Annotated in this window: 29 protein-coding genes and 1 pseudogene; 24 read left to right on the top strand and 6 right to left on the bottom strand. The window is 58.6% G+C overall.

Going from position 1 to position 26,626, the window contains the following annotated elements:
* Positions 1-267, bottom strand: a complete 267-nt coding sequence (locus P0D73_RS27220) for an ArsC/Spx/MgsR family protein (RefSeq protein WP_408316187.1) — start codon at positions 265-267, stop codon at positions 1-3.
* Positions 268-451: 184 nt separating this feature from the next.
* On the opposite strand from P0D73_RS27220, the gene P0D73_RS27215 reads away from it, so the two are divergent.
* The 3 genes from P0D73_RS27215 (at position 452) to P0D73_RS27205 (ending at position 3,090) form a co-directional block, all read left to right on the top strand.
* A complete protein-coding gene (locus P0D73_RS27215) occupies positions 452-1,369 on the top strand; it encodes a TauD/TfdA dioxygenase family protein (RefSeq protein WP_408316185.1) in 918 nt (305 codons plus the stop codon).
* Positions 1,370-1,445: 76 nt separating this feature from the next.
* The gene (locus tag P0D73_RS27210) at positions 1,446-2,843 is read left to right on the top strand and encodes an MFS transporter (RefSeq protein ID WP_408292021.1); all 1,398 of its coding nucleotides are present in this window, start codon (positions 1,446-1,448) and stop codon (positions 2,841-2,843) included.
* Positions 2,844-2,868: 25 nt separating this feature from the next.
* Positions 2,869-3,090, top strand: a complete 222-nt coding sequence (locus tag P0D73_RS27205) for a hypothetical protein (protein ID WP_408316183.1) — start codon at positions 2,869-2,871, stop codon at positions 3,088-3,090.
* Positions 3,091-3,096: 6 nt separating this feature from the next.
* On the opposite strand, the gene P0D73_RS27200 is transcribed toward P0D73_RS27205, so the two are convergent.
* Positions 3,097-3,975: a LysR family transcriptional regulator gene (locus P0D73_RS27200; RefSeq protein ID WP_408178643.1), complete on the bottom strand. Its 879-nt coding sequence runs from the start codon at positions 3,973-3,975 to the stop codon at positions 3,097-3,099.
* 257 nt (positions 3,976-4,232) lie between these two features.
* Here P0D73_RS27200 and P0D73_RS27195 point away from each other — a divergent pair, with 257 nt between their 5' ends.
* The 11 genes from P0D73_RS27195 (at position 4,233) to P0D73_RS27145 (ending at position 13,166) form a co-directional block, all read left to right on the top strand.
* Positions 4,233-5,036 (top strand): sulfite exporter TauE/SafE family protein, encoded by an 804-nt coding sequence (locus P0D73_RS27195; RefSeq protein ID WP_408178644.1) that lies wholly within the window; start codon positions 4,233-4,235, stop codon positions 5,034-5,036.
* 100 nt (positions 5,037-5,136) lie between these two features.
* Positions 5,137-5,418 (top strand): UxaA family hydrolase, encoded by a 282-nt coding sequence (locus P0D73_RS27190; RefSeq protein ID WP_408292028.1) that lies wholly within the window; start codon positions 5,137-5,139, stop codon positions 5,416-5,418.
* Between the two features lie 54 nt (positions 5,419-5,472).
* Positions 5,473-6,648, top strand: a complete 1,176-nt coding sequence (locus P0D73_RS27185; RefSeq protein WP_408178646.1) for a UxaA family hydrolase — start codon at positions 5,473-5,475, stop codon at positions 6,646-6,648.
* A gap of 146 nt (positions 6,649-6,794) precedes the next feature.
* Positions 6,795-8,066 (top strand): C4-dicarboxylate transporter DctA, encoded by a 1,272-nt coding sequence (gene dctA / locus P0D73_RS27180; RefSeq protein ID WP_408178647.1) that lies wholly within the window; start codon positions 6,795-6,797, stop codon positions 8,064-8,066.
* Between the two features lie 98 nt (positions 8,067-8,164).
* Positions 8,165-8,884, top strand: a complete 720-nt coding sequence (locus P0D73_RS27175) for a succinate dehydrogenase/fumarate reductase iron-sulfur subunit (protein WP_408178648.1) — start codon at positions 8,165-8,167, stop codon at positions 8,882-8,884.
* The gene (locus P0D73_RS27170) at positions 8,884-9,231 is read left to right on the top strand and encodes a succinate dehydrogenase/fumarate reductase transmembrane subunit (RefSeq protein ID WP_408178649.1); all 348 of its coding nucleotides are present in this window, start codon (positions 8,884-8,886) and stop codon (positions 9,229-9,231) included. Before P0D73_RS27175 ends, P0D73_RS27170 begins: the two co-directional genes overlap by 1 nt.
* Positions 9,231-9,584 carry a succinate dehydrogenase, cytochrome b556 subunit gene (sdhC, locus tag P0D73_RS27165; RefSeq protein WP_408178650.1) on the top strand — a complete coding sequence of 118 codons (354 nt, stop codon included), beginning with the start codon at positions 9,231-9,233 and terminating at the stop codon, positions 9,582-9,584. The genes P0D73_RS27170 and sdhC overlap by 1 nt, the downstream gene beginning before the upstream one ends.
* Before the next feature lie 48 nt (positions 9,585-9,632).
* Positions 9,633-10,508, top strand: a complete 876-nt coding sequence (locus tag P0D73_RS27160; RefSeq protein WP_408178651.1) for a fumarate hydratase — start codon at positions 9,633-9,635, stop codon at positions 10,506-10,508.
* A 4-nt stretch (positions 10,509-10,512) separates the two neighbouring features.
* Positions 10,513-11,127 carry a fumarate hydratase C-terminal domain-containing protein gene (locus P0D73_RS27155; RefSeq protein ID WP_408178652.1) on the top strand — a complete coding sequence of 205 codons (615 nt, stop codon included), beginning with the start codon at positions 10,513-10,515 and terminating at the stop codon, positions 11,125-11,127.
* Complete coding sequence (locus tag P0D73_RS27150) at positions 11,124-12,881, top strand: L-aspartate oxidase (RefSeq protein WP_408178653.1); 1,758 nt, start codon at positions 11,124-11,126, stop codon at positions 12,879-12,881. The genes P0D73_RS27155 and P0D73_RS27150 overlap by 4 nt, the downstream gene beginning before the upstream one ends.
* A gap of 99 nt (positions 12,882-12,980) precedes the next feature.
* Positions 12,981-13,166: a thiamine pyrophosphate-binding protein gene (locus P0D73_RS27145; protein WP_408178654.1), complete on the top strand. Its 186-nt coding sequence runs from the start codon at positions 12,981-12,983 to the stop codon at positions 13,164-13,166.
* A gap of 167 nt (positions 13,167-13,333) precedes the next feature.
* Here the strand turns inward: P0D73_RS27145 and P0D73_RS27140 are convergent, their stop codons facing one another.
* On the bottom strand, positions 13,334-13,909 hold the full coding sequence (locus P0D73_RS27140) for a TetR/AcrR family transcriptional regulator (protein WP_408316179.1): 576 nt from the start codon (positions 13,907-13,909) through the stop codon (positions 13,334-13,336).
* 129 nt (positions 13,910-14,038) lie between these two features.
* Between P0D73_RS27140 and P0D73_RS27135 the strand changes: the two genes are divergently transcribed.
* From P0D73_RS27135 to P0D73_RS27125, 3 genes are all read left to right on the top strand, one after another.
* Positions 14,039-14,773, top strand: a complete 735-nt coding sequence (locus tag P0D73_RS27135; RefSeq protein ID WP_408178656.1) for an SDR family NAD(P)-dependent oxidoreductase — start codon at positions 14,039-14,041, stop codon at positions 14,771-14,773.
* A 104-nt stretch (positions 14,774-14,877) separates the two neighbouring features.
* Complete coding sequence (locus tag P0D73_RS27130; RefSeq protein ID WP_408178657.1) at positions 14,878-15,477, top strand: NADPH-dependent F420 reductase; 600 nt, start codon at positions 14,878-14,880, stop codon at positions 15,475-15,477.
* A gap of 202 nt (positions 15,478-15,679) precedes the next feature.
* The gene (locus P0D73_RS27125; RefSeq protein ID WP_408178658.1) at positions 15,680-16,303 is read left to right on the top strand and encodes an MlaC/ttg2D family ABC transporter substrate-binding protein; all 624 of its coding nucleotides are present in this window, start codon (positions 15,680-15,682) and stop codon (positions 16,301-16,303) included.
* A gap of 205 nt (positions 16,304-16,508) precedes the next feature.
* Here P0D73_RS27125 and P0D73_RS27120 read toward each other — a convergent pair whose 3' ends face one another.
* Positions 16,509-17,873 (bottom strand): hypothetical protein, encoded by a 1,365-nt coding sequence (locus P0D73_RS27120; RefSeq protein WP_408178659.1) that lies wholly within the window; start codon positions 17,871-17,873, stop codon positions 16,509-16,511.
* 64 nt (positions 17,874-17,937) lie between these two features.
* Between P0D73_RS27120 and P0D73_RS27115 the strand changes: the two genes are divergently transcribed.
* The gene (locus P0D73_RS27115) at positions 17,938-18,426 is read left to right on the top strand and encodes an NUDIX domain-containing protein (RefSeq protein ID WP_408178660.1); all 489 of its coding nucleotides are present in this window, start codon (positions 17,938-17,940) and stop codon (positions 18,424-18,426) included.
* A gap of 228 nt (positions 18,427-18,654) precedes the next feature.
* Here P0D73_RS27115 and P0D73_RS27110 read toward each other — a convergent pair whose 3' ends face one another.
* Positions 18,655-19,143, bottom strand: coding sequence for an Lrp/AsnC family transcriptional regulator (locus tag P0D73_RS27110; protein WP_168790669.1), 489 nt, complete (start codon positions 19,141-19,143; stop codon positions 18,655-18,657).
* 116 nt (positions 19,144-19,259) lie between these two features.
* On the opposite strand from P0D73_RS27110, the gene P0D73_RS27105 reads away from it, so the two are divergent.
* The 4 genes and pseudogenes from P0D73_RS27105 to P0D73_RS27090 all read left to right on the top strand — a co-directional run bounded on the left by P0D73_RS27105 (position 19,260) and on the right by P0D73_RS27090 (position 23,038).
* Positions 19,260-20,291, top strand: a complete 1,032-nt coding sequence (locus tag P0D73_RS27105) for a histone deacetylase family protein (protein WP_408178661.1) — start codon at positions 19,260-19,262, stop codon at positions 20,289-20,291.
* Positions 20,292-20,354: 63 nt separating this feature from the next.
* Positions 20,355-21,430, top strand: a pseudogene (ocd, locus tag P0D73_RS27100) (ornithine cyclodeaminase).
* A 40-nt stretch (positions 21,431-21,470) separates the two neighbouring features.
* Positions 21,471-22,604 (top strand): branched-chain amino acid ABC transporter substrate-binding protein, encoded by a 1,134-nt coding sequence (locus P0D73_RS27095; RefSeq protein ID WP_408316173.1) that lies wholly within the window; start codon positions 21,471-21,473, stop codon positions 22,602-22,604.
* Between the two features lie 17 nt (positions 22,605-22,621).
* Positions 22,622-23,038, top strand: a complete 417-nt coding sequence (locus P0D73_RS27090; RefSeq protein WP_408433484.1) for a ketopantoate reductase C-terminal domain-containing protein — start codon at positions 22,622-22,624, stop codon at positions 23,036-23,038.
* A 131-nt stretch (positions 23,039-23,169) separates the two neighbouring features.
* Here P0D73_RS27090 and P0D73_RS27085 read toward each other — a convergent pair whose 3' ends face one another.
* Positions 23,170-23,973 carry an IclR family transcriptional regulator gene (locus P0D73_RS27085; protein WP_408316169.1) on the bottom strand — a complete coding sequence of 268 codons (804 nt, stop codon included), beginning with the start codon at positions 23,971-23,973 and terminating at the stop codon, positions 23,170-23,172.
* A gap of 143 nt (positions 23,974-24,116) precedes the next feature.
* Between P0D73_RS27085 and P0D73_RS27080 the strand changes: the two genes are divergently transcribed.
* Positions 24,117-25,214: a CobW family GTP-binding protein gene (locus P0D73_RS27080; protein WP_408316167.1), complete on the top strand. Its 1,098-nt coding sequence runs from the start codon at positions 24,117-24,119 to the stop codon at positions 25,212-25,214.
* Positions 25,215-25,239: 25 nt separating this feature from the next.
* Positions 25,240-26,610, top strand: coding sequence for a dihydroorotase (locus tag P0D73_RS27075; protein ID WP_408178665.1), 1,371 nt, complete (start codon positions 25,240-25,242; stop codon positions 26,608-26,610).
* The last annotated feature ends 16 nt before the right edge of the window (positions 26,611-26,626 follow it).

Genomic DNA, 26,626 nt, shown 5'->3' with positions numbered 1-26,626 from the left:
TCAGATGGGCTGAAGCAGCGGCGCCACTTCTTCGGCCGGGCGGCACAATTTGATGCCGTGCGGCGTGCGGACGATGAGCCGGTTCATCAGCACCGGATTGGGCACCATGAGTTCGACGATGCGTGCGTTCGATAGCGATACATCACCAAGGCGAGGGTCGGTATAAGCAGGCTCCTGGATACGCAACGACTCGCGTGGCGAAAGCTGCATGTCGAGCACCTTGCGCGACGTGCTGCAAGCCGGATTATGAAAGATGGTGATGGTCATGGTGTCCTCGTCCAGTGAAACGCTGCACGATGACTCAAGCCTAGTGCGATTACGCGATCCGCGGTCAGCGCGCTGACCTGCAGGAGCGTCATACCGGCCTGCCAGAAAAAGTTGAATAAAACGGATGAGTAAACCCGCATGGGCCGCGTTCCGGCGCTCGTCGCAACAGTTCAGGAGACACATCATGTCCGCTCCAACGCTTGCAGGCACCGCGCTCAAGGTCACGCCACTTGGTGAAGCCCTCGGCGCGGAGATCGAAGGCGTCAATCTGGCGCTGCTCGACGATGCGTCATTCGTGCAGATCGAACGCGCATGGGCCGACCACCTCGTGCTGCGTTTTCGTCGACAGCAGCTGAGCGACCGTGATCTGATGCAATTCAGCCGCCGCTTCGGTGCACTGGACCCGGTGCCTATCCGCGCGAGCGACGTGATGGATCACACGGATCCGCGCCTCGCCATTGGTCCGGAAGCACGCGAATACGTCACCATCATCTCGAACGTGAAAGTGGACGGAATGGCGATCGGCGGCCTCGGCAACTACGAGGCGCACTGGCACACCGATATGTCGTACAACGACACGCCGCCCAGCGCAAGCCTGCTGTATGGCATCGAAGTGCCGCCCGAAGGTGGCGACACGTCGTTCTGCAACATGCACCTCGCGTATGACACGCTCGACAAGACCTCACGCGAGCGCGTGCGCAGTCTCACCTGCGTGCACGACGCATCTCGCAACAGTTCGGGCGAGCTGCGCCGCGGCTTCGCCGATAACGCCGAGCCAACCCGGACCATCGGCGCGCGGCATCCGCTGGTGCGCGTGCATCCCGTCACCGAACGCGCGTGTCTTTTCCTCGGACGCCGCCGTAACGCGTATATCCCGGAGTTGCCGCTCGACGAGAGCGAACGTCTTCTCGATTATCTATGGGCTCACGCGACTCAACAGTGCTTCAGCTGGACGCAGCAGTGGCAGAAGCACGACCTCGTGATCTGGGACAACCGCTGCGCGATGCACCGGCGCGACAGCTTCGACGACCGCTACGAGCGCGTGATGCACCGCACGCAAATTCGTGGCGCGACGCCCATCGGGTACGCGAAGGAGAAGTGAGTCCTTCAGACGCAGGTCCCTACGACAACTATCCCCGACCGGTCGCCGTCCAGGTCGGATACAGGGAGGAGACAAAATGGATAACCAGCCGCCGTCACCCGCACTTTTGCTGGCGCGTTTGCAGCGCATTCCCACCACCTGGCATAGCTGGGTGATCGTGCTGCTCGCTGCGGGTGCGCTCGTCATCGAAGCGCTTAACATCGGCAGTCTGTCGATCACGTTGCCGATCATCCGGAAGACCATGGCGTTGACGCCGCGCGACACCGGCATGCTCGCCGCATCGTCGGCGCTCGGCATCGTCGTCGGGATGATCCCCACCGGCTATATGGCCGACCGCTTCGGCCGCAAACGACTGCTGATCTTCGGTGTCGTGTGGTTCGCGGGTGGCACTGCGATATCCGCATTCAGTCCGAACTTCGCGACGCTCGTGATCCTGCGCGGACTGACCGGCTTCGGCATGGCGCCGGCATTCATCATGCCCTACACCCTCACTTCCGAAATCGTCTCGGCAACCACGCGCACCGCGTTCGCCGGACTGCTGGAGACAGCGCTCGGCATCGGTTATCTGCTGCCGCCGACTATCGGCATGGCCGTGATTCCGCATTTCGCGCCCGAAGTCGGCTGGCGCGTGTTCACTTTCCTGTGCGGCTTGCCCGTCGTCTACGTCGTGCTGATCTGGAAATTCCTGCCAGAGTCGCCGCGCTGGCTACATCGCGTTGGGCGCTATCACGAGGCCGACGGGATCATCTGCCGGTTCGAGGCCACCGCGGAACGCAAGCTCGGCGTGCGTCTGCCGTTGGCGGTGGTCGACGAGGTGACCGAGAGCGCCAGCGTGAGCGGTCATGCTGCACCGAAATTCTGGTGGTCGCTTGGCGTGGTGTGGACACCGCCGTATCTGTTCCGCACCATCGTGATGACGATCGGCGCAACGAGCCTTTTCTCGATGTTCTACATTTCGGTCAACTACCTGCCGTCGATTTTCATCGAGAAGCACGTCGTGCTCGAAAGCGCGCTCTTTCTGACGCTGATCACCACGGCCACGCAGATTCCCTGGAAGATCATGAACGGCATTGCCGCCGAGCATTTCGGGCGCAAAAAAGTGTTCTTCGTCTATACGGTGCTCGCTGCGATATCGACGTATGAATTCACATTGGCTCAAAGCACGCTGGCTATGGTGCTGTGGGGCATGGTGATGTTCTCGTCGTCTGGCGCGTCGCCGTCGTTCAAGATGTGGTACGCGGAGCAATACCCCACACGGATCCGCGCAACCGGACAGAGCGTGGTCGAAGGCCTTGGTGGGCGCTTCTTTGGCGGCGTGGTGTGGACCGCTGTATTCCCAGTGTTGCTGTCGAACGTCGGCCTGCACGTGTCGATGATGATCGGAGTCGCGATCATGATCGCCGGCATGCTGATCGTGACGATCTTCGCGCCGGAAACTGCAAATCGAACCGTGGAATCATTGGAGGCAGCTTGAATGTGCGGGTGCGGCAGCCAGCCAGATGCTGGCTCTCATCGAAGCAGGTTTGCTCCGGCGTTGTTGCATATCGTGGATTCAAGTAACGGACACACCTCATGCCTGCCCGCAATCGCCGCGCCTCGTGCGATTCCTCGACGACGGCTCTGACGTCCGCGGCAAGATCGGCCTGCTGCACCTGCAGGTCGCGATGGCCGCTTTCCGCAAGGCTGATCAAGCGCGGATCCTCGATCAGACGCGAGAGTGAGTGCCGTCAGCCTTGATCAAAGTACTTCTTGATCGCTTCAGTGAAGTTCATCCGCCCATGACTGGCGCGCTCGAGCAAGCCGACATGTCGTCGAACGTCGACGCCTTCGAGCGGAAATAGCGCCAGCGCATCATCCTTTTCCCACGCGACATTCGCCAACTTGGGGACGATCGATATTCCGAAGCCCTGACGGACAAGTGCAATGATCGCCTCGATGGAGTTCAACTCCATGGCTTCGTTCAATTGCACAGCACAACGCTTTAGTACGTCCTGGACGAGAATGCCGGTCCACGTGCTTCTTTCGAATCTCATGAACGGAGCCGTTTCAAGCATCGCTCGCGGGTCCTCCGGAAGTTCGAAGTGAGGACATTTCGGCGCGATCAAAACCATTGGCTCAGAGTACAGCGGACACCATTTCAGGCTTGACGGAATCGGCCTTGGCGACTGCGTGACCACCGCAGCGTCCAACTCTCCACTTTCGACCTTTAGTGCAAAGTCGCTCGACATTCCTGCCAACAAATGCACGTCGAGGCTAGGGTAGCGGCGCCTGATCGACCACAACGCATCCGCAAAAGCGCCCATTAGCGCAGATACCAGTGCCCCAATAACGACGGTGCCGGACATTTCTCCTCCGCTGACGGAAGCCTCCAACAGTTCGTACTGACTCACGACTTGCTCGGCGCGGCGGACTAGCGACCGACCGACAGGATTCAGCACTACGGCTCGCGCACTTCGATCAAAAAGTTGAACACCCAATTCATCCTCAAGTGATCGAATCTGCAGTCCGACCGCAGCCGGCGTCAAGCCAACGACGTCCCCTGCGGCCGCGAAAGTCCCGCAGCGAGCAGCGGTGAGAAAGATCTTGAGCGTTCTGATCGACGGCATATCGGCCTTGGTATCGGGGCAATTAGAAAGCAGACCTTTCTCTTAGATCAATAATTACTCGGTTTTTCTTTATGTGAAGCCCGATCATAATCGTTCCAACAGAAGAGGAAAAGCCCCATAAAACACGGAGACAGCGCCATGGATACGCAAGTCCATGCATCAACATGCACCAACGACGGGTCATCGATTCATGGCCCGTTTGATACTCAGGTCCGCGAACGGGCGTTCGCTTGCGCCTTTTCTTTGGCGTAACGACAGTGATTGATTTCCTCTCGCAAATGCCCGATTCGCTTATAGCGGCGACGGGAGTGGGCCTCCAATCGGTCGATCTGCTCATAGCTGGGATGAGCGTCGCCGCAGGGTATTTCGTCTACGGATTAACTGGCTTCGGCTCGTCGATTGTCGCGGTACCGGTGTTGACGCAGGTGGTGGCCTTGAGAACGGCGACACCCGTGCTGCTGATCCTTGATCTCGCAGCCGGACTCCTTGTCGGCATGCGCGGCATTCGACTCGTGTCGAAATCTGAACTAAGCCGTCTGATGCCCTGGTTGTCGATCGGATTACTGGTCGGCGTCTTTGTCCTAGTGGCGGTGCCCGAAAGGCCACTGAAGTTGCTATTGGGTTCGACCCTTCTGGTTTATTCGGTGTGGCGTCTAGTTTCGCGGCAAGAATTCAGCACGATCCGAACAGCATGGTCAGTGCCGCTCGGGCTTGCCGGCGGTTGTTTGACGGCGATATTTGGAACTGGTGGCCCTCTCTACACGATCTATCTGGCCGGCCGGCTCAACGACGCTGAACAACGCAGAGCAACGATCAGCACGCTTATCACGATTACAGCGCTCTTGAGGCTCCTGTTGTTCAGTGCATCAGGCCTATACAAAAATCCTGAGGTGTTGACGCTCGCGCTCTGCCTGTTTCCTTGCGGTGCGGTTGGTCTGGGTCTGGGCGCGTGGTTTCGAGGAAAAGTCTCGGCGGGAAAGCTGCTCAAAGCGCTCTGGTTCGTGTTGCTCTTATCCGGCATCAATCTCTGCACGAGAACCGTATTGAGTTTCTTCCTTTAAGAGGCTGAGCATGCGACGAATTTGAAACGAGGATCCCGGTGCTTCGCTGGTGCCAGCAAGAAATAGATTAAGTAAACATGTTCACGATAGGGAGTGGAAAATGATTCACGCCGTTTTGCATGAAGCTAAAGATACGGTCGGTGTTGCCGTTGTCGAAGGTATTACCGCAGGGACGAACCTTAACGCCTGGATCATGGACGAGGATGAAATCGTCACAGTCTCGGCAAAGCAGGACATTCCCATCGGTCACAAGGTCGCTCTGAAAGACATGGCCGTTGGCGACACGGTGTTCAAGTACGGCGTCGACATCGGCAAGGTGGTCGCGCCCATCACGGCGGGCGAACACGCTCACGTGCACAACATCAAGACGAAGCGCTGGTAAGCCACGCACCCGGCATCAGTCAATCAACGCATTCCCCATCTTGAGAGAGACATCATGAGCGTGATCAGTCTGGACACCACTTTCCGCGGCTTTCGTCGCGACAACGGCCGCGTCGGCGTTCGTAACCTTGTGATCATCCTGCCGGTCGACGATCTGTCCAACGCGTCGGCGCAGGCAGTGGAAAACAATATCAAGGGCACGATGGCCCTGCCGCATCCGTACGGCCGCCTGCAATTCGGCGCCGACCTCGACCTGCACTTTCGCACGCTGATCGGAGCGGGCAGCAATCCGAACGTCGCGGCGGTCATCGTGATCGGCATCGAGGAAGGCTGGACGAAGCGCGTCGTCGATGGCATCGCGAAGTCGGGCAAGCCGGTGATGGGCTTCGGCATCGAGCTGCACGGCGATCACGACACGATCATGCGCGCCTCGAAGGCCGCGAAAGAGATGGTGCAGTACGCCACGTCGCTCGATCGGGAGGAGTGCCCGCTGAGCGAACTGTGGGTCTCGACTAAATGCGGCGAGTCGGACACGACTTCCGGCTGCGGCGCGAATCCCACTGTCGGCAATGCGTTCGACAAGCTCTATGGACACGGCACCACACTCGTATTCGGCGAGACATCGGAACTGACGGGCGGCGAGCAGATCGTGGCTGCGCGTTGCGCGAACGACGGCGTGCGCGGACGCTTCAACTTCATGTTCGACCGCTATCAGGACATGATCAACCGCTGGAAGACGGACGATCTCTCCGAGTCGCAGCCGACCAAGGGCAACATCGCGGGCGGCCTCACGACGATCGAGGAGAAGGCGCTTGGCAACATCCAGAAGATCGGCAAGAAGTGCATGGTCGACGGCGTGCTGGACAAGGCCGAAACGCCGACGCACCCTGGTCTCTGGTTCATGGATTCGTCATCGGCGGCGGCGGAGATGGTCACGCTCTGCGCGGCCTCGGGCTTCGCCGTGCACTTCTTCCCGACGGGACAAGGCAACGTGATCGGCAACGCGATCGTGCCAGTCATCAAGATCTGCGCGAACCCGCGCACGGTGCGCACGATGAGCGAACACATCGACGTCGACGTGTCGGGCATCCTGCAGCGCGAACAGAATCTCGATCAGAGCGGCGACAAACTGCTCGAATGCATGTTGGCCACGATCAACGGCCGCCTTACCGCGGCGGAAGCGCTCGGCCATCGCGAGTTCGTACTGACGCGTCTGTTTGAAAGCGCGTAACCAACCTTGTTCACGAGGACCATCCCAGGTAAGGCGGCGCGCCTACGTATTGCACCGCCCTAAAAGAGGCGAATGAGGCGCGGCACCAAAGAACGATCTCATCGGCTCTTGGGAAGCATTGAGAGCGATGAGACAAAGGAGACACCATGCTTGGCCGCAGCTTGAGACACATCTACGTGCAGGTGCTTATCGCGATCGTAATCGGCGTTCTAATTGGTCATTTCTTTCCCACCTTCGGACAGTCGTTGAAGCCGATGTCGGATGCCTTTATCCGACTCGTGAAGATGATCACGCCCCCGCTCATTTTTACAACGATCGTTTGTGGCGCGTCGCAGATTGGTGACCTCCGGTCGTTGGGGAAAGTCGCAGGAAAGACTTTCATTTACTTCGAGGTGGTCACCACGTTGGCGCTGCTGGTCGGCATGCTCATGGTGAACCTGCTTGCGCCGGGCGAGGGTTTGAACTTGCAGGTCGGTACGACCGATACGCACGTCTTGGCCCAGTACCAGACTTCGGTGCAACACGGGAACGGTGATCTCGTCGACTTTTTGCTGCACATGATTCCCAGCAGCTTTATGAGTCCGTTCGCTTCCGGGGACATGCTGCAGATCGTCGTGATTGCGTGTCTATTTGCAATAGGGCTGTCATATTTAGGTCCGAAAGGCGAATTGCTGCTTTCCTTTTTCGAATCTGTCTCCGATGTCCTGTTTCGCATTGTCGCGCTAATCATGCGTCTTGCGCCTCTCGGTGCGCTCGGTGCGATGGGATTTGCTGTCGGAAAATACGGGCTGTCCGCACTGCACTCGTTGGGCATGTTGTTGATCACGGTCTATGTTGCAACGATCTTCTTTTTAGTTGTAGTCATTGGAACGATCTGTCGGATGAGCGGCTTCAGTCTCTGGAGGCTGATGGGTCATCTGAAGGGGGAGATATTGTTGGTGCTTGCGACCACCTCATCGGAATCCGTCTTTCCTCAACTCATCAGGAAGCTGGAAGCGCTCGGCTGTCCGAAACAGGTCGTGGGTATTGTGATGCCGATGGGATACTCCTTCAATCTCGACGGTACCTGCGTCGCTCAGGTGATTTGCGCAATGTTCATCGCACAGGCGTATGGCGTACCGATGTCCTGGGAACAACAGATTGCGCTCATGGTTCTCTCCATGATCAGTTCGAAGGGGGCCGCCGGCGTGTCAGGGGCGGGTTTCGTAACCTTGCTCGCAACATTGACCGCATTCAAACATATACCAATAGAAGGGGCGGCACTAATTCTCGGCGTTGATCGCTTCATTTCGGAGATCCGGGCGGTTACGAACATGATCGGCAATGCGGTGGCGACGCTTGTCATCTCTGGCTTGGAGAAAGAGCGCGACGAGACAAAGATGGCATTCGTACAAAAGCGACGCGCTGCGGAAACGTAGATAAAAGCTTTATCTAAAACGAGGAATTATTCGCTTTTTCTTTGCATTGCGCGGGCGCAGACTTTTTCTAGCCGATGCACAACTACACCAGAGACGACATGAGCAACAAGACATTCCGCGTGAAGGTTTGGAGGGGGCGGACCTCCGGCGAGTTGGTTTCTTACGACGTGCCACGGTTCGAAAACCAGACTGTGCTGGATGTGGTCATGTACATCCAGCGCAATCTCCAGCCCGATCTGGCCTTCCGATATGCGTGCCGGGTCGGCATGTGCGGATCATGCGCAATGAACGTAAACGGCAAGGCTCGGTGGACTTGCAGGACCCACGTATCGAAGGTTGCAGTCGAAGAAGAACTGGAGATCGCGCCGCTGTCCAATTTGCCCGTGATCAAGGATCTGGCGACGAACATGGAGCAATTCTTCGATAAATGGGCGGAAGCGAAGGGACGGTTCAAAGGCGAACGAACACGGTCCGACGACTTTAGCAAGGTGTCGCCACAAAGCAAGGAGCGCGCATCGGCCGACGCCGGCATCGAATGTATCGGTTGCGGAGTGTGTTACTCGTCCTGCGACGTCGTGACGTGGAGGCGTGACTATCTTGGACCTGCAGCGATGAACCGTGCTTGGACGCTGATGAACGACGAACGGGATGTCGAAGGCGTCGAGCGCCTGCGGGCTGTCGCAGGTGATGCCGGGTGTCACTCTTGTCACACGCAGGGCTCCTGCACGGAGCGTTGCCCAAAGCAGCTGTCGCCGACAGCAGGCATCGCAGGTTTGAAGCGGCTCGTGATGAAGGCCGCGATCGAGGGAAAACTGTGATGCAAACACTCTCTTTAAAAATGCAGGCTCGCTTGTGGTACTGGCAGCGGATGAGCGCGATGGTGCTCGCCGCCTGCGTGGTGTTGCACATCGTCGTCATTATTTATGCCGTCCACAGCGGGCTCAGCGAGCATGCGATCCTCGGACGCACACACAAGAATTGGTTCTTTGCCGGCTTTTATACGCTTTTTGTCCTGGCATGTGCAGTTCATGTGCCGATTGGCCTCTTAAGGATCGCGGAAGAGTGGCTCGCATGGCGTGGTCGTTCTGCTCATTTTGCCTGTTCGGTGGTGACGCTTGGCTTGCTCACGCTCGGCATGCGAGCAGTGACGGGGGTGATCCTGTGATGAGAAAGAACGACTTCCGGGCGAAATCCCACCCCGCGTACTGGGCCTTCATTGTCCATCGTTTGTCAGGACTTGCGCTTGCCTTCTTTATTCCAGTGCATTTCTGGGCGCTCGGCAAAACGCTTTCACATGACCGCTCACTGGATGGTTTTCTGCGTTTCACCGACAGACCACTGTTCAAGTTCGCCGAATGGGGGCTGGTCATCCTACTTTCGCTTCATCTGATGGGCGGCTTGCGCTTGCTCGCCATCGAGTTTCTGCCCTGGAGCGGTCTGCGAAAGAACTGGCTCGCACTGGGCGCCGGAGCGAGTGCCTGCACCGGCTTGGCTTTTCTCTTGGCGCTGGTTCATTGAAGTTCGTCCAACACACTACACCCCACAATCAGAGTAGGAGACGAGAAAATGAGGCTCGACCTGAACGCTGTCGAGGAGACGGCAAAGGAGCTTTACATCCGTGCGCTGAAGATCCTTCCTCCGGATGTAAAGGCTGGAATCGAAACGCTGGCATCGAATGAAACGTCGCCCATCGCTCAACGCGTGCTCGGGACGATGAAAACGAATATTCGGGTGGCGGAAGAAACTGAAAATCTCTTGTGTCAGGACACGGGAATTCCGATCTACAACGTGAGTATCGGCCGCAATGTCGAATTCGAAGGCTTCGAGTTGAAAGCAGCTATCCGCCGTGGCTGTGAGCGAGCGACAAGAGAACATCCGCTACGCTCGTCCGTGGTTCATCCTCTCTCACGAAAAAACAACCATACGTCGTGCGGCATAGAGGTGCCGGTGATTCATATCGATTTCTCGGCCGAGCCGGACCATGTGTCGCTGGAAATGGTGCCAAAGGGAAGCGGCTCCGAGAACAACTCGTTTCTCAAGATGGCGGTTCCCGCTGACGGTATCGACGCGATCAAGACCTTTGTGATCGACTGTGCGGTCTCGGCCGGCGGAAAGACCTGCCCGCCGACGATCGTTGGTGTGGGTCTTGGTGGGACGTCCGACCTTTCTGTCGCGCTCGCCAAGCGCGCTGCGACACGAGAGCTGGGCACCCATTGCGAGGATCCTGAGGGCGCGGCCCTCGAAAAAGAGCTCTCTGCGGCGGTCAACAAGCTTGGCATCGGACCGCAGGGACTGGGCGGCGACAGCACTGCGTTCGCGGTGCATATCGAACTTGCTTCCACGCATATCACGATGAATCCAATCGCGGTGAACATGCAATGTCACTCGGCTCGCCGCGCAAAAGCGGTTTTCTCGAACGAAGGCATCACTTACGGATTCTGACGCCATGGCCCATTATGAACTCGCCACTCCGGTTGACGAAGCCACGATCCGCAAGCTGCGCGTCAACGACACGGTCACGCTTGAAACAACGCTTTACGGCATCCGGGACGCAACGCAGATTCACCTGTTCGACAAGGGGCGAACGACGGACTTTGACCTGCGCGGACATGCGGTCATTCACACGGCGCCCAATGTTCGAAAGGTCCCCCCAAGCCCGGAGTACCCCGCAGGCTATCAACCTATCTGCATTGGGACGACCACCTCGGATCGCATGGAGCGCTTTACAAGGCCGCTCATGGAACAGTACGGCGTTAGGGTGATCGTCGGGAAAGGCGGCCTGCGCGACGGATCGAAGGCCGCTTTCAAAGAGCTGGGCGGTGTCTACCTTGCCATCATCGGCGGTACGGCGGCGCTCGAGACGACCTGGATCGAGAGCATCGAAGCGGTGGATCTCGACGATCTCAACCCCGAATCGCTGTGGCGATTCAAAATCAAGGAGTTCGGGCCTTTGCTCGTCGCGATGGATAGTGAGGGCACCAGTCTCTATGATGCCGTCAAGGACGATACCGCCAAGCGTCGAGCGGCTGCCCTCGAAAGCCTCGGAGTGCGTGCATCATGAACGTCAAACGAATCCAGACCGATATCCTCATTCTGGGCTCGGGCGGTGCTGGCCTCTTTGCCGCGCTGCACGCGCATCAGAACGCGCCAAAATGTTCAATTACCGTCGCTGTGAAAGGTCTTTTGGGCAAGTGCGGCTGCACCCGGATGGTTCAGGGCGGGTACAACGTCGCGCTGGCGCCCGGAGACTCCATCGAACGTCATTTCATGGACACGATTGAAGGCAGCAAGTGGCTGTCGAATCAGGAACTGGCGTGGACGTTGGTGAGCACAGCGGTCGAGCGAGTGCGCGAGCTGGAAAACGAACTCGGCTGTTTCTTCGATCGTAATCCCGACGGGTCTATACATCAGAAGGCGTTTGCTGGACAGACCTTCGATCGGACTGTTCACAAGGGCGACTTGACCGGCATCGAGATCATCAATCGCCTGGCCGAACAAGTTTGGAGTCGGGGGATCAACCGACTGGAAGAACATCGCGCGATCGAACTGATCAAGACGCCGAGCGGCGATGGCTTAGCCGGTGTGCTCATGATTGATATGCGAAGCGGCGAGTTCGTGTTCGTGCAGGCCAAAGCGGTATTGCTTGCGACCGGCGGTGGGCCGACCATGTACAAATATCACACGCCGTCCGGTGACAAGAGTTGCGACGGGCTCGCAATGGCACTGCGTGCGGGGCTGACGCTGCGGGACATGGAGATGGTGCAGTTTCATCCGACCGGACTTCTCGCAGGAAGCCATACTCGAATGACTGGCACTGTTCTCGAAGAAGGGCTGCGAGGGGCTGGAGGGCATCTTCTCAACGGTCAGCATGAGCGCTTCATGCAATCGTACGATTCCAGGGGCGAGCGCGCGACGCGTGACATCGTCTCGCGCGGGATCTATTCGGAGTTGCGTGCGGGCCGTACGTCGCCCAACGGCGGTGTGTATATCAAGATGAATCATCTTGGCCCTGAAAAGGTTCGCAAACAATTTAAAGGCATGGTAGAACGCTGCGCTGACTGTGGATTCGATCTGGCAGGCGGCGAAGTCGAAGTCGTTCCAACCGCGCACTACATGATGGGTGGCGTGGTGTTCAAGGCGGACTGTCAGACGGACTTGACCGGGCTTTTTGCCGCAGGCGAGGACACGGGCGGCGTGCATGGGGCGAATCGTCTCGGCGGTAATGGTGTTGCGAATTCGACTGTGTTTGGAGGCATCGCGGGCGACAGCATGGCGCGCTGGGTGCAGGTCAATACTAGCTATCGTGCACCCGACGAGCAGTCGATTCTCGCCGCGATCAACGAGGCAGAGCGACCGTTTGCCAGAAAGGGCAAGGACCTTGAGTCGATCCGCGAGTCACTCTTCGAATGCATGTGGAAGGATGTCGGGATCATCAGAAATGAAGAGGGGCTCGTGAAAGCACGAGACAGCCTCTCTGATATGCAGGCGAAGCTGATGGATACTGGCGTCGTCGATGGCGATCGCGCGTTGAATGCTCAGTGGCATGACTGGTTGAACCTGAGAAATCTCATCTCCGTCAGCCGCGTGATCACGGAAGCAGCGCTCGCGCGCGAAAATTCCCGCGGGGCTCACTTCCGCGAAGACTTCCCAGCGGCGGGGAATCTCGAATCTTCGGCCTTTACGACGGCGAAGCTCTCAGGAGGAACTGTGAAGATCGCGAGGCAGCCAGTGGAGTTTGTCATCGTGAAGCCCGGTGAAACGGTAATCCGGGAGGAGGATGCTACATTTTCGACGCCGCCGGTCCGGGTGACTTGAGAGTAATCAATGACAGAGACTCGTGGCGCAGACCTGACTCCGCAGACTGTGCTTCGGGATGGAGTCGGGCAGATCCTTACGGTCTAGCGCAATCACATCGTGCCGGTCTTCGGCGCGTCCTTCGAGACAGGAATCAAGCTGATACATACGAGGCACGAGGCCGTTACCGTTCACATGGCCGACTCACTGGCGCGGATGACCGGCAGAGTAGGCATGGCCGCGATCACGGGCGGTCCCGGGCACGCCAACGCTGTGTCGGCCCCCATACACGCCGTGCCTAGTTGAGTCCCGCGTGGTCCTGCTGTCCAGCCCGGCGGATAACAGCCGCTCAAAACTCCCGACACGATCAGTGCATTCGTCACCTTTGCCAGGACGTTTGTGCATAGTGTCGCCGGCGCCGGTCATAGAGGACGCCATCCGACGCAATGCAGACAACAATTCGTTGCGCTCTGTTACGTTGCCTTCTTGATATCGTTGCCAGGCCGATTTGTCAGGATGGCGCTCGTAATAACGTGAAGGAGATGATCGGCCCGTGACGCGAATGAGGGTTGGTCGACGAGCCAGCCGAGCGCCGACATCAGGGCGAACAGATCTACCCCATCCATATCGGCGCGCGCCGTTCCGTCGCCCTGAGCGCGGCGCAGTAGTCGCTCGCCTGCTTCATGCACCGCTGCACATGAAGCGTAAAGCGCGGAGTCCGGGTCCGCGTGGGCGCTCGCCATCAAGGCGACAACGCCGCTATAGCTATGAACGAATGCGACCCCTTCGCGAAACCAGGACACGAGCGCTTCGCCCGGCGGATTCGACGTTTCGAGTTCGCCTGCCTTTTGCGTCAGTGCGTCCAGATTCGCACGCAGCAACGCTTCGAACAAGGCTTCTCGCGTCGGGAAATGACGCAACACTGTGGCCAACCCGACCTCGGCCCGGCGGGCGATGTCACGCATGGATGCATAGGCGCCATTCTCGGTGACGACGTCACGTGCGACTGCAAGCAGGTGGTTGTAATTTTTTCTGGCGTCGGCCCGCATAACTTTCCTTGACAAATGGATCAGTGATCCATATATTTGAATCGGAATATGGATCACTGATCCATAAGATACAGCGCATTTGTGCAAATTGGAACAGAGACGCTGTCCGACACCACGAAAGGAGATGTCATGGGAAAGCTTGAGGGTAAGGTTGCAGTCGTCACGGGTGGATCGAGCGGCATGGCGCTGGCGAGCGCCAAGCGGTTCGTTGAAGAAGGCGCCTATGTTTTCATCACGGGCCGCAGGCAGGAGGCGCTCGACGAGGCCGTCAAGCTGATTGGCCGGAACGTGACCGGCGTGCGCGGCGACGCGGCCAATCTGGACGACCTCGACCGCCTGTTCGATACAGTCAAGCGGGAAAAGGGCAAGATCGACATCCTGTTCGCGAGCGCAGGCACGGGCGAAGCTGTCCCTCTGGGCGAGATTACCGAGCAGCACTTCGATGCGATCTTCGGTCTGAATACGCGCGGAACGCTGTTTGCGGTTCAGAAAGCGTTGCCGCTGTTCAACGATGGCGGATCGATCTTCATGACCGGGTCCGTTGCTTCGGTGAAAGGCTTTCCTGGTTATGGCGTGTATTCGGCGAGCAAGGCGGCGTTGCGCTCATTCGCACGCACTTGGCTTAACGAACTGAAGGGTAGGAATATCCGGGTGAACGTGCTGAGCCCGGGGCCGATCGCCACACCGATGCAGGACCAGGTTCTCACCGAGGAGGCGAAGCGGATGTTCGAATCCCTGATTCCGCGGGGAAAGATGGGTCGTCCTGAGGAAATTGCGACGGTCGCGCTGTTTCTTGCTTCAGACGATTCGAGCTTCGTGAATGGGGTGGAGTTGTCTGTCGACGGCGGCTTCTCGGCCATCTGAAATCGCGCCGAAAAGCGTGTAGAAGGACCTGTCAACTCGACGAAGATGATCCGATTTGGGTCGATAAATATGGATTCCTTGTCAATACGGAATGGAGAGTTCGCATGAGCTATTCAATTATTGGCTTTGGCGCGGTAGGTCAGGCACTCGCCCGAGCGTTTGCAAGAAAGAACATCGATGTGACCGTCGCCAGCCGGCGCTCTCCCGAGACGTTGATGCAGCAGGCACAAGCGATTGGCCGCACCGTTGTCCCCGGGACGCTGCAGGATGCAATCTCGTCCGACACGATCTTCCTGGCGGTACCGTTCTGGGAACATCGCGAAGTCGCGAAGCAGATCCCAGCCTGGCAGGGCAAGACAATCATCGATACGACCAATGCTTACGGTGTTCCCGTTGCAGACCTGGAAGGTCTGCCGTCGGCCGCGGTTGTCGCCAAAGCGTTTACCGGCGCCAGGTTCGTAAAGGGCTTTAACCATCTGCCCGCTGCCGTTCTGGCCGCTGATCCAAGCGTGAATGGCGGCAGCCGCGTCGTGTTTTTGTCGAGCGATGACGAAAATGCGGTGGCATCGGTCGCTGCTTTGGCCGAACAACTCGGTTTCGCGCCGATTGCGCTAGGACCGCTCAAGGATGGCGGCTTGCTTGTCCAAGGTAGGGGGAATACCTGGGGGCAACTGATCTTCAAGGATCTCGTCAAGTTCAAATAGCGGCGCCTCACGACGAAGACAGCGGCCACGCGCATCGCTAAACGCGTGCTGGTGATCTGACCGAGATTCGGTTAGTGCCTGTGAGCGAGTGCATGATGGCCTTCGGACTTGAAACAGCGACGAGTGCTGCCGCGACGCATTCGGGCGTAGATGGAGGATACTTCGTAGCAGCAAGCCAACGCGTCCAGCCAGGATTCTGCACATGAAGACACTTTCTCTACTGACTCTTTGCGCAGCGTTGTTGTCGTTCGGCGGTGCGGCGTACGCGCAAGTCGACCAATCTGAGCCTCAGCTGCTGATCAAGACCGCGACGCAACAGATACTCGACGAGGTGCGGACCCGAGCGATCGCGCCAGACGATATTCCTCGCATCATTGATATCGTAAACCGGGACATTCTTCCTTACACCGATTTTCACCGCACCACGTCACTGGCGATGGGCCGTTACTGGCGGACGGCTACGCCCGCGCAGCAGCAGCAACTGGTCGAACAGTTCAAGATGCTCCTGATCCACACCTATTCGGGTGCTATCGGTCAGCTCCGTCCAGACCAACGGATCGACTACCCGCCGATACACATCGCTCCAACCGATACGGACGTGGTGGTGCGCACGGTTGCAATCAGGAACGGCGAACCAGCAGAGATCGACTACCGGCTGTACAGCACGCCGCAGGGCTGGCGGTTGTATGACCTGAATGTGCTCGGCGTCTGGCTAATCCAGACATATCGGCAGCAGTTCAGTGACAAGATCAAGGAAAGCGGTGTTGACGGTCTGATCCAGTTTCTTGCCGAGCGCAACCAGCAGCTCGCTTCCGGCAAGCAGTAAGTGACCGCTGGGTATCATGGCGGCGGGCGCTTACCGACCGTTAAGTGACGTTCGCGAAGATCTCGCACGACACTCCAGCAAACCCGCCATGTGACGAGGCGCAGTTCCCATCTCAATGATCGGATACGCAGCGTTTGCTGGAAAGGCACTCCGTTCCGGCGGAATCTCCGGCGGCCGTGGAATACCGGTGAATTGTCGATTGAGGTCAGAGCGCCACGATCTGCCGCAAGAGTTCCAACGCTTTCATCTCGTCCAGGCGGCCGGTGCGTGCCTTACCCGCGAGCGTCTTGATCAGCGCCTCTGCTATCGGTTCAATACCTATCAGATCGTCCAGGCTCGTCACGGAAGCATAACGGTGTGGCTCCGCGATAACCTCTGTGACGGAGGCCAGCGCAGGCTGCGGGTGAGAGGCGGACGACGGGACATCGCGGTCAACAGCTTGCCGAACGTCCGGATCGGCGGCTGATGGGAGCATCGCATCCTGTTGCTCCACAACTGCCTTCGTTTCGGCGGCGACGCCCGTGTGATCTGCCTCCGACGGGTCGGTGTTTCGACGGCGCGCGGTTTTCGCTTTCTTAACCGCAGACTTTCTTGCCACCGTAGCTTCCGGTTTTAAAGCAGTTGGTAGTTCCTGCTGATCAGTCGCATGTCGACCGGACCGTGGATCTGGATCAAGCAGAGCCGAGACCGATTCAGGGATGTCTCTGACTGAACGGGGAACGTCCAGCCAACCGGTTGGCAGACCAAGACGTTCGGTGAAGCGGTTGGCTTCGGCGTCGTCCATGCGCTTCTGTCCATACAGACGATTGTCGAGGTTGGAGGCGCTGATACTCACTACTGCGCTGAGCCGCACCTTCGATCCCTTACGGTGGGTAAGCACATGCAGATTGGCACGACGGATGTTTTCCAACGCTGCGACGTCGTTCAGTGGCAACGATTGCTGAGTCCCTGACTTTGGAGACGCTTTGGCTTTCGCTGACGCAGATTTCGACGGGGGAGTCGTGGCAGGCTTTGCCCCTGCGGGATTACTCTTCGCGGCGGCCTTTGTCGAACTGCCATCTGTCCTCTTTGACATTTCTGATTCCCTGGGCAAACGATCTGTGGGGGTAGGGCGGGAATTCGCCTGTGTGGCGGGAGCCGTCTCCAATACCTGCCCGTGCGCTGATTCCGGTTCAGCATTCGGGTGAATAAAGTCGAGCGGCGCCCTCAAGCGACTGATGGTCTCGGACGGGAGGGTGGGATGAGGTTGATCGAAAAACCCATCCGGTAGCCCGAGCGTCGTTTCGATGTGGAAGGCCGTCTCAGGTGTGAATCTCTCGCCATTCATCAATTCGGTTACGCGCGTCAGGTTGGAATCGAGTCCTAGTGCGATGTTCTCCGCGCCCACTGCATCGACCAAAAATTTAAAGGAACGCGTTTTGAAAATAGACGCCGTCTGGGCCGGGTCTCGGGCAGGTGGCGCCTTTACGTATGATTTGTTCTGTCGGTAAGATGTCGTTTTTGAAGGTTGGCGCGACTGACGCGGGCCCTTGTCCCGAGATCCCGAGTATCGCCCGTGTGCTTGACTCATAAAGTGGGGCTCTCCGCCGGTGAAATCACTATCAATGCAGGGATTATAAGGGAGGGGAGACCTCATGCGGAGCCTTGAGCAAGTGCGACCAGCTATACCTATCGACTCTGTCTGGCGCATGGTGCTTCGTCTTGGATTCCCGTTCGCTCGCGCCTGGTGGCACCTTCGACGGCCTCGGCATGAGGGAGCACTAGTAGCAATCTACGTCGGGCGGGCGCTGTTACTGGTGGAGTCATCGTACCGGGCAGAGTGGAATTTTCCCGGCGGTAGTGTCCGGCCCGGTGAGACACCTGATACAGCGGCGCAGCGCGAGATGGGGGAGGAGATTGGTCTCTCGTCGTACCCATTACTTCCCGCGGGCAGCGCCTGCGGCATTTGGGATGGGCGAAGAGACCGGGTGCATTTCTTTGAACTGCACCTCGATTGCATACCCGAGTTGCGGCTTGATAATCGTGAGATTATCGCCGCGCATCTGGTATCGCCGGAGGAATTGCACGGCATCGCGCTGACAGGGGCGGTCGCTGCGTATCTCGGCAGAGATCTCTGCTGTTAGCTGGCCCTTTTCCTTTCGGGACATCTCGAGGGGTAGTTCAATGCGGCCAGCAAGCAGGGCGGAAGTCATCGAGAGAATGCTCTTCCGAACGGATATCGGACGCACGCGCGGCTAGGGCGAGGGTCCACAACGGGGTGCAGCGCGTGGTGGTCGAGCGCGCGTTGACAGCCCGCTCCGAGTTGAGTCGCAACGAGTGGCGAATCGGCAGCCCACTTTTGAGTGATGTGTTCAGGCGTCAGGAATCGGAACCCGGGACGAAAACTTCACCTCGCGTAGCGCAAGACTCGATTGTATCGACGCGATGCCCGGCTGCCGTCGTAGCACCCGCTCGACAAATTCACCGTATGCGTCCAGATCAGCGGCGACCACCTGCAGAATATAGTCCGCATCGCCTGTGATTTTGTGGCACGAGAGAACTTCCGGTCGACCGCGGATGACGGCCTCGAAGTTATCCGCGGTTTTGTCCGAGTGCACATTGAACCGGAGATGCACGAACGCAAGAAGATTCAGGCCGACCGCGCGCCGGTCGATGTTCGCCTGGTAACCGGTAATCACACCTTCGTCTTCCAGGTGCTTGCGCCGCCTCCAGCATGGCGTCACGCTCAGCGAGAGTTTCTCACCGAGTGCGGCATTCGACACGGCACCATCGTCCTGAAGCAGGCGCAACATCGAGCGGTCGACAGCGTCCATTTCTATTTTTGGGCGATTTGTGCTCATCTTTCATTCCTGTTAGACAAATTTCCCAAAATATTAGGCTTTTCCGCATCCGAAAGCAAAACCAATGCGGCCGCCGCTCAATAAACTGTTGGCTGTCTTCAACGCGGCAGTCAACCATGCTCACCATTTACAGTAGCGATCATCGCTTGCACCATGGCGTCGAACTAAAGGACGGCGCCATCTCCGATTCCTTCGAGAAGCCCCTCCGCGCCGAGACGGTGCTTGCGCAAGTGAGGGCAACCGGACTCGGCGATGTCATCAGCCCGAAGGCCTACCAATGCGCGGACTACGCAGGCGCGCACAGCCAGCGGTACGTCGACTTTCTGGCAGGAGCGTGGCACGAGTGGCTTGCAACGGGCAGAACCTGTCAGGCTCTGCCACTCGTCTGGCCCGTGAGGGGACTGCCCGGTCACGAGTTGCCCGAATTCATCGATGGCAAGCTTGGCTTCTTTTCGATGGACGCCGGTTCCCCCATCAACGCGGGTACGTGGGCCGCGATCAGTTCCAGTGCCAACTCAGCACTGACCGGCATGGATGCGTTGTTGGGTGGCGCGCGCGCCGCATTCGCGCTTTGCCGCCCGCCCGGTCACCATGCTGGTCGTGAATACATGGGCGGCTATTGTTACTTGAACAACGCGGCGATTGCGGCCCAGCATTGCATCGACGGCGGCGCAAAGCGCGTAGCCGTTCTCGACATCGACTTCCATCACGGCAACGGCACGCAAGACATTTTCTACGATCGACCTGATGTTCTATTCGTGTCGACTCATGGCGATCCCACGGTGTCCTATCCATATTTCTCGGGGCATGCCGACGAACGTGGCGTCGGCGCGGGAGAGGGTTTCAACCTGAACCTGCCCCTTCCGAGGGGAACGGCCTGGGAAGGCTTCGACCACGCGCTGCGCCACGCCGGCACGGCGATCGGGCAGCATGCACCCGACGCACTGGTCATTTCTCTTGGGGTCGACACGTTCGAAGACGACCCCATCAGCCACTTCCGCCTGCGCACGCCAGACTATCTGCGCATCGGCGAGGCGATCGCAAGCTTCAACGTCCCCACGCTTTTCGTGATGGAGGGCGGATATATGGTCGACGAGATTGGAATCAACGCGGTCAACGTTCTGTTGGGCTTTGAAGGCAGAGCCTGATGTTGTTTTACCGATTCGTCGCTTTGCGATCTGACCGTCGCCCGCACACAAGGAGCTAAAAGCATGACGCGATACATAGATGTAAAGGATGTTTCAAAGCTGGTCGCCGAGGTCGGCATGACACGAGTTTTGACGACCATGGCGTCTTACATCGAACAGGACTATCGCCGTTGGGATACGTCGAAAAGACTGCCCGGCTGGCAAGCCATTCGACTGATGGCGTGATTGAACTGATGCCGACGTCGGATAACCGGCTGTATTCGTTCAAGTACGTCAATGGGCATCCTAAGAATACACAGTCTGATCTGCTCACGGTCATGGCATTCGGCGTGCTGGCGGATGTGGACACGGGCTATCCGTTGCTCCTGAGCGAGATGACGTTGACGACGGCGATTCGGACGGCCGCGACTTCAGTGCTATTTGCACGCTACCTTGCACGACCGGCCTCGCGCACGATGGCCATGATCGGCAACGGAGCCCAAAGCGAATTTCAGGCCATTGCGTTTCACGAGATGCTGGGCATCGACGAGATCAGAGTCTTCGACGTCGACGAGACCGCGACGGAAAAGCTCGTGCACAACCTCGCGCCGTACAGGACGCTTCGAGTGATCCGGAGCGACTCCGCGGCGGACGCGGTCCGCGGCGCGGACATCGTGACCACGGTTACCGCGGACAAGACAAACGCGACGATTCTGACGCCGGAGATGATCGAAGACGGCATGCATATCAACGCCGTCGGCGGCGATTGTCCCGGCAAGACGGAATTGCATGCCGATGTTCTCCGGCGCGCACGTGTCGTTGTCGAGTACGAGCCGCAGACGCGCATCGAAGGCGATATTCAGCAGCTCACGCCGGACTTTCCTGTTGTCGAGTTCCACCGGATCGTGTCCGGCGCGGAAAAAGGCCGCGAATCCGCCTCGCAGGTCACCGTGTTCGACTCGGTCGGTTTCGCGCTGGAAGACTTCTCCGCGCTGCGCTACCTCAATGCCGCGTCACGCGAACGGAACATCGGCATCGAACTCGATCTTATTCCCACGCCGCCTGACCCGAAGAATCTCTATGGCGTGGCGATCGGTAGCACCTCGTGTGAACCGTTGAAGCGCGTCGATACCGCGCTGGCTGACGCGATTCGTCATTGATTGAACAGGCGCCTTTGGCGCCGCACGAAGAGGAGGGGACATGACTCAGCATTACAAGGAAATCGCGGTCGCGGCTGCCGCAATCGCTTGCTCGTTCGCTGCTCACGCCGAGGAGGTGGTGCGAATCGGTCACGTCGCGCCGCTCACAGGGGCCATCGCGCACCTGGGTAAGGACAGCGAAAACGGCGCGCGGCTCGCGGTCGAAGAAATCAACTCACAGGGCCTCGTGATTGGAGGAAAGCGAATCACATTGCAGCTCGATGCACAAGACGATGCGGGCGATCCGCGTACTGCCACCCAGGTTGCGCAGAAACTCGTCGACGATAAGGTAGTCGGCGTCGTTGGTCACCTGAATTCCGGCACCTCGATTCCCGCGTCGCGGATTTACAAGGATGGCGGCATCGTCGAGATCTCGCAGGCAGCGACGAATCCGACCTATACGCAGCAGGGCTTCAACACGACGTACCGGGTTGTCGCCACCGACGCGCAACAAGGCCCCGCGCTGGCCATCTACGCTGGCAAGAGCCTCGGTGTGAGAACCATTGCGATCGTGGACGATTCGACAGCCTACGGACAAGGTCTTGCCAATGAGTTCGAGAAAGCGGCTAAAGCCGCCGGCCTGAAGGTCGTGTCACGCGACGCCACGAACGACAAGGCGATCGATTTTCGCGCAATCGCCACGAAGATCAAGGGCGAAAATCCGGACGCGATCCTGTACGGCGGAATGGACGCAACCGGCGGGCCGTTCGCGAAGCAGGCGCGACAGTTGGGTGTGAGGGCAAAGATTCTGGGCGGCGATGGCGTTTGTTCTTCAGACCTCCCCAAGCTGGCGGGCGCGGCAGCGGATAACGTGGTTTGCTCGGAGGCCGGCATGGCCTTGGAAAAGATGCCTGGCGGTGCGGCGTTTGCACGGAAGTACGAGGCGCGTTTCCATCAGCCGTTACAGGTTTATGCGCCCTTTGCTTACGACGCGGTGTACATCATCGTCGACGCGATGAAGCGGGCAAACTCGATCGACGCGGCAAAGGTAGTGGCCGCCATGCCGTCCGCCGACTACAAGGGTGTGATCGGCGAGACGAGCTTCACGGCACAGGGCGATCTCAGGCACGGTGCGATCTCGGTGTTCTCGTATAAGGACGGCAAGAAAATCCTGCTCGATGTCGTTCGGATGTGAAGCGATTGTCTGAGGCGATGATCGCGGCGGGTTTCGATTCGCCCGTGGTGGACAACATTCGCAGCTGGCCGTGGATCAAGATGATAAGCAGCATGTGCTGGAATGCGGTTGCGGTTTTAACGTTGGCGACACGGGGCGAAATCAGCGACAGTCCCGAATTGCTGCGACTCCTCCGGCGCATGATGTCCGAGGCCGATGCCGTCGCGACAGCATTAGGCGGCGCACCACCCATCGCGAGCTCTGAGCGCATGGCGGCGGCACGCGCAGCGCCGCATCACAAGATGTCGATGCTTCAGGATCTGGAGCGTGGACGACCGCTCGAGTACGAGGTGATCGTCGATTCGATCCAGGCGATGCGCGATGTTGCCGGGCTTGAAACGCCCACTATCGATGGCGTGCTGGCGCTATTGAAGTTACGCGCGCAACGAACATGAATGGACATGGCATGTCTGATTAGAAGTAGAGAGCGCGCAAAAGTTGGCGAGGCTCGCACGACTTCCGCGTCGCCCGCCTAAGTCGTCCGGCCAGTCATGTGCCTGAACAGCTGGCGGAACGTGCTGAGCGTTTAGGCAGGCGTGCCGCCGACATCGAGGGCATAGACGTCGCCGTGAAGATGTCGCGATAGTTCGGATGCAGCATGGTGCAGCAGACTGAGTTGTTTCACCGCAGGCGGCTCAGTGATGCTCTCGACGGAGCCGATGATTGCGATCACGCCGGCGAGCGTCGCGCCGTCGCGGAAGACCGGCACGGCCAGTGTATTGATACCTGGCATCATTTCTCCGGCGCAAACATCGAACCGCGTTGAGCGAATGCGTGCAAGGCGCTTCTCGAGTCGCGTCAGCGCCGCTTTGGAAAAGCTCAAGTCTTCCTTCAGTAAATCCCCGACCAGCGCCTGACGCTCAGTCTCAGTGGCAAATGCCATTGTGACGCGGCCAAGCGCTGAGCAATGCGGTGGCGGCCGGTTCCCCGGTTTGACGCTCACGCAGATGCGCGCATAGATGTTGTCGACCGAGTCGATCACCATCGGCAGGCCATTGGTAGGTACGGCCAACACGACCGTTTCATGCAACGCGTCGCGCAGGTCGAGCAGATAGGGTTGAGCAAGGCGGCGTAGATCAAACTGGTTTCCAGCCGCTTCGCCCAGCTGAAAAATTCTCCATCCCAATCGGTACCGATCGTTGGAGGCGTCCTGCTCAATCATGCCGACTTCCTTCAGCGTCACGAGATGTCGATGCACGCGCGGTTTCGTTTCTGAAAGCAAGTCCGCCAGTTCAGTCACGCCCATAGCGCGTTGAGCCAGCGCCATTGCTTCCATGATGCGCACCGATACCTTGACCGCATCCACCGAATTCAGCTTCTTCTCCGTCATACGTCCTTCTCTTTTTCACGCGTGAAACGAGAGATTAGCAGGCCGCGACGCCCATCAAGCGACTTCGCTGCGGCCAGTTGCAAACAAAAAAATTAGCGTGTTATGCTGATCGTAACGATGTATCGCTAAACGTAACGATTTAAATGATCATGGAAAAACTCCACGATGTAGCCGGGGAAGTGTCTCAGCACGGCGCGCCGATTCCTTGCGACGTGCTGACCGGCTACCTCGGCAGCGGCAAAACAACCTTCCTGAATCGTTTCCTGAAGAGCTCCGAGGCTCTGGGGACGGCCGTCGTGGTCAACGAGGTGGGTGAAATCGGTATCGATCAGGTGATCCTCGGTGAGGTGTCGGACAACGTGTTGCTGCTTGACTCGGGGTGCCTGTGCTGCTCATTGAACGGCGCGCTGCGCGAGACCTTGCTCAATATTGCCGCACAGGCAAAGCGGATCGGTATGCCACTGCGCAAGGTGGTTGTTGAAACGACAGGACTCGCCGAGCCATTGCCCGTCCTGCATTCGCTGATCGGTGATAGGGCGCTCGCGGGCTACATTGCACTCGGACGCGTGATCACCACGGTCGACGCCCGATTGGCCGCAGAGCAGATCAGGATGCAGCGCGAGACCGCTCGGCAAATCGCGGTGGCGGACGTGCTGGTGATAACCAAGACGGATCTGGTGGACGCGGCGCAAGTGTCCGCTGTGGGCACCATGACGATCGCGATGAATCCGCGAGCAAGCCGGATCGATGCGGCAGCCGATAACGCGCTTCACGCCGCCTTCTGCGAGGCGACGCCCGACAGAGTGCCGATTGCGCCGCTGGAAGCGCTGGCCCATCAGCATGAGCACGGGCACCACGATCACGCCCGTGGCGTGCATGAGACGTCAGTAGGCGCAGAGAGCTTCTGGATCGATGGAGACACCTCGTGGCCCGGCATCGCGGCGTGGTGGCAACTGGTCGTCGAAAGATACGGCGCACGGTTGCTGCGCTGCAAGGGATTATTTCGCCTGAAAGAGACTCAGGCGGCCGTGCTGATTCAGGGTGTCGGCACGCACTTCTATCCGCCGGAGACGCTTTTGCGCTGGCCCATCGGTGATAACCGTGCGCGATTGACGGTTATCGGCGAGGCGCTCGAACGCGACTGGCTGGCGTCGAGCTTGCGTGCTTTGCGGATAGATGAGGCGGGATTGCTGCCCCGCAATCTGGACGAACTCGACCGTATATTGCCCGGACAACATTGATCACAGTATTTGCGGAGTCTTCAAGATGAGTAAGGAATTCGTCGTACGCCATGCGCAGATCGTCGAGGCGGGAAAGGACCCGGCACCGCTCGACCTGCTGATCCGGGACGGCAAGATTGCCGGCCGGTTCTTGCCGGGAACACCGGTGGATGCGTCGATATCTGTCATAGAGGCACAGGGCCTGCATATCTTCCCGGGCCTGATCGACGCACATGTCCATTTCGGATTCGGCGAGAAGATCACCGAGTATTCGACGGAGACCGCGTATGCCGCACAAGGCGGCTTTACGTCGATTCTCGGCTACTTCCTCAACAACGAAGCGTACGGCGCAGTTTTCGAGCGCGAACAGGAATACGCACGGGCTCGCGCACATATTGACTACGGATTTCACTTCAGTGTCGCGAACGAAGAACACGTGCGCGACATGGCGGCCTACGTGCGCGACTACGGCGTGACGTCGTTCAAGTACTTCATGAACTTCAAGGGCGAGGAAGGACGCTATCTCGGTCTCGACGGAACGGACGACGGGTATCTGTTCAATTTGCTCAGGACGGCGGGCTGTATGGACGGGGTAAAGGTCGTGTGCCATACCGAGAACATCGAGATCGTCAACCGTCTGCGTACGGCGATGAAGGATCTCGACGCACCGACGCTCAAGGATTGGGCGTCCGTCAAGCCACCTTTCACCGAGGCCGAGAGTTGTATCCGTGCGATGTATTTTGCCGAGCATTTCGGCGCGCACATCTATATCCCGCATCTGAGCACGCGTATGGCGCTTGATGAAGTACGTCGTTGGCGTGAGCGCTATCCACATGTATATGTCGAGACGTGCCCGCACTATCTGACGCACGATGAAGATTCGCAACTGGGCTCATTGGGTCGCGCGAACCCGCCGTTTCGCAGCAAGGACGACGTGGCGGCGATGTGGGAAGGCCTGCAGGATGGCAGCATAAACGTAGTCGCCTCCGACCATGTGCCGCGCAAGAAAGCCACCAAGGAGCGTCCTTTCTGGCTTGCCTCGCAAGGGTTCCCCGGCACGGCGACAATCTTGCCGGTGCTGCTCAGCGAGGGTTACCACAAGGGCCGGCTGAGTTTGTCACGAATAGCCGAGGTACTGACTGAAGCTCCGTCGCAAATCTTCGGCATGGCGTCGGCGAAAGGCTCACTGTCGGTGGGCGCCGACGCTGATTTGACGTTTGTCGATCTCAACCTCAGTCGGGTAGTGCGTGCAGAAGAGCTCGGTTCGTACTCGGACTACAGCCTCTATGACGGCTGGTCGCTGAAAGGCTGGCCCGTGCGCACGATTGTGCGTGGAGAGACGATCATGCTGGACGGCGAGATCGTTGGAAAGCCCGGGTATGGGCGCTACCTGTCGCGTCCGTTGACGTCGCGTTAAGCAAGTTCATCGTAAC

Origin of the sequence: Paraburkholderia sp. RL18-101-BIB-B, assembly GCF_046026985.1 — a bacterium.
Lineage (GTDB): Bacteria > Pseudomonadota > Gammaproteobacteria > Burkholderiales > Burkholderiaceae > Paraburkholderia.
Note: the sequence above shows the minus strand (reverse complement) of the source record. Positions and strands in the feature narration are given on the sequence as shown.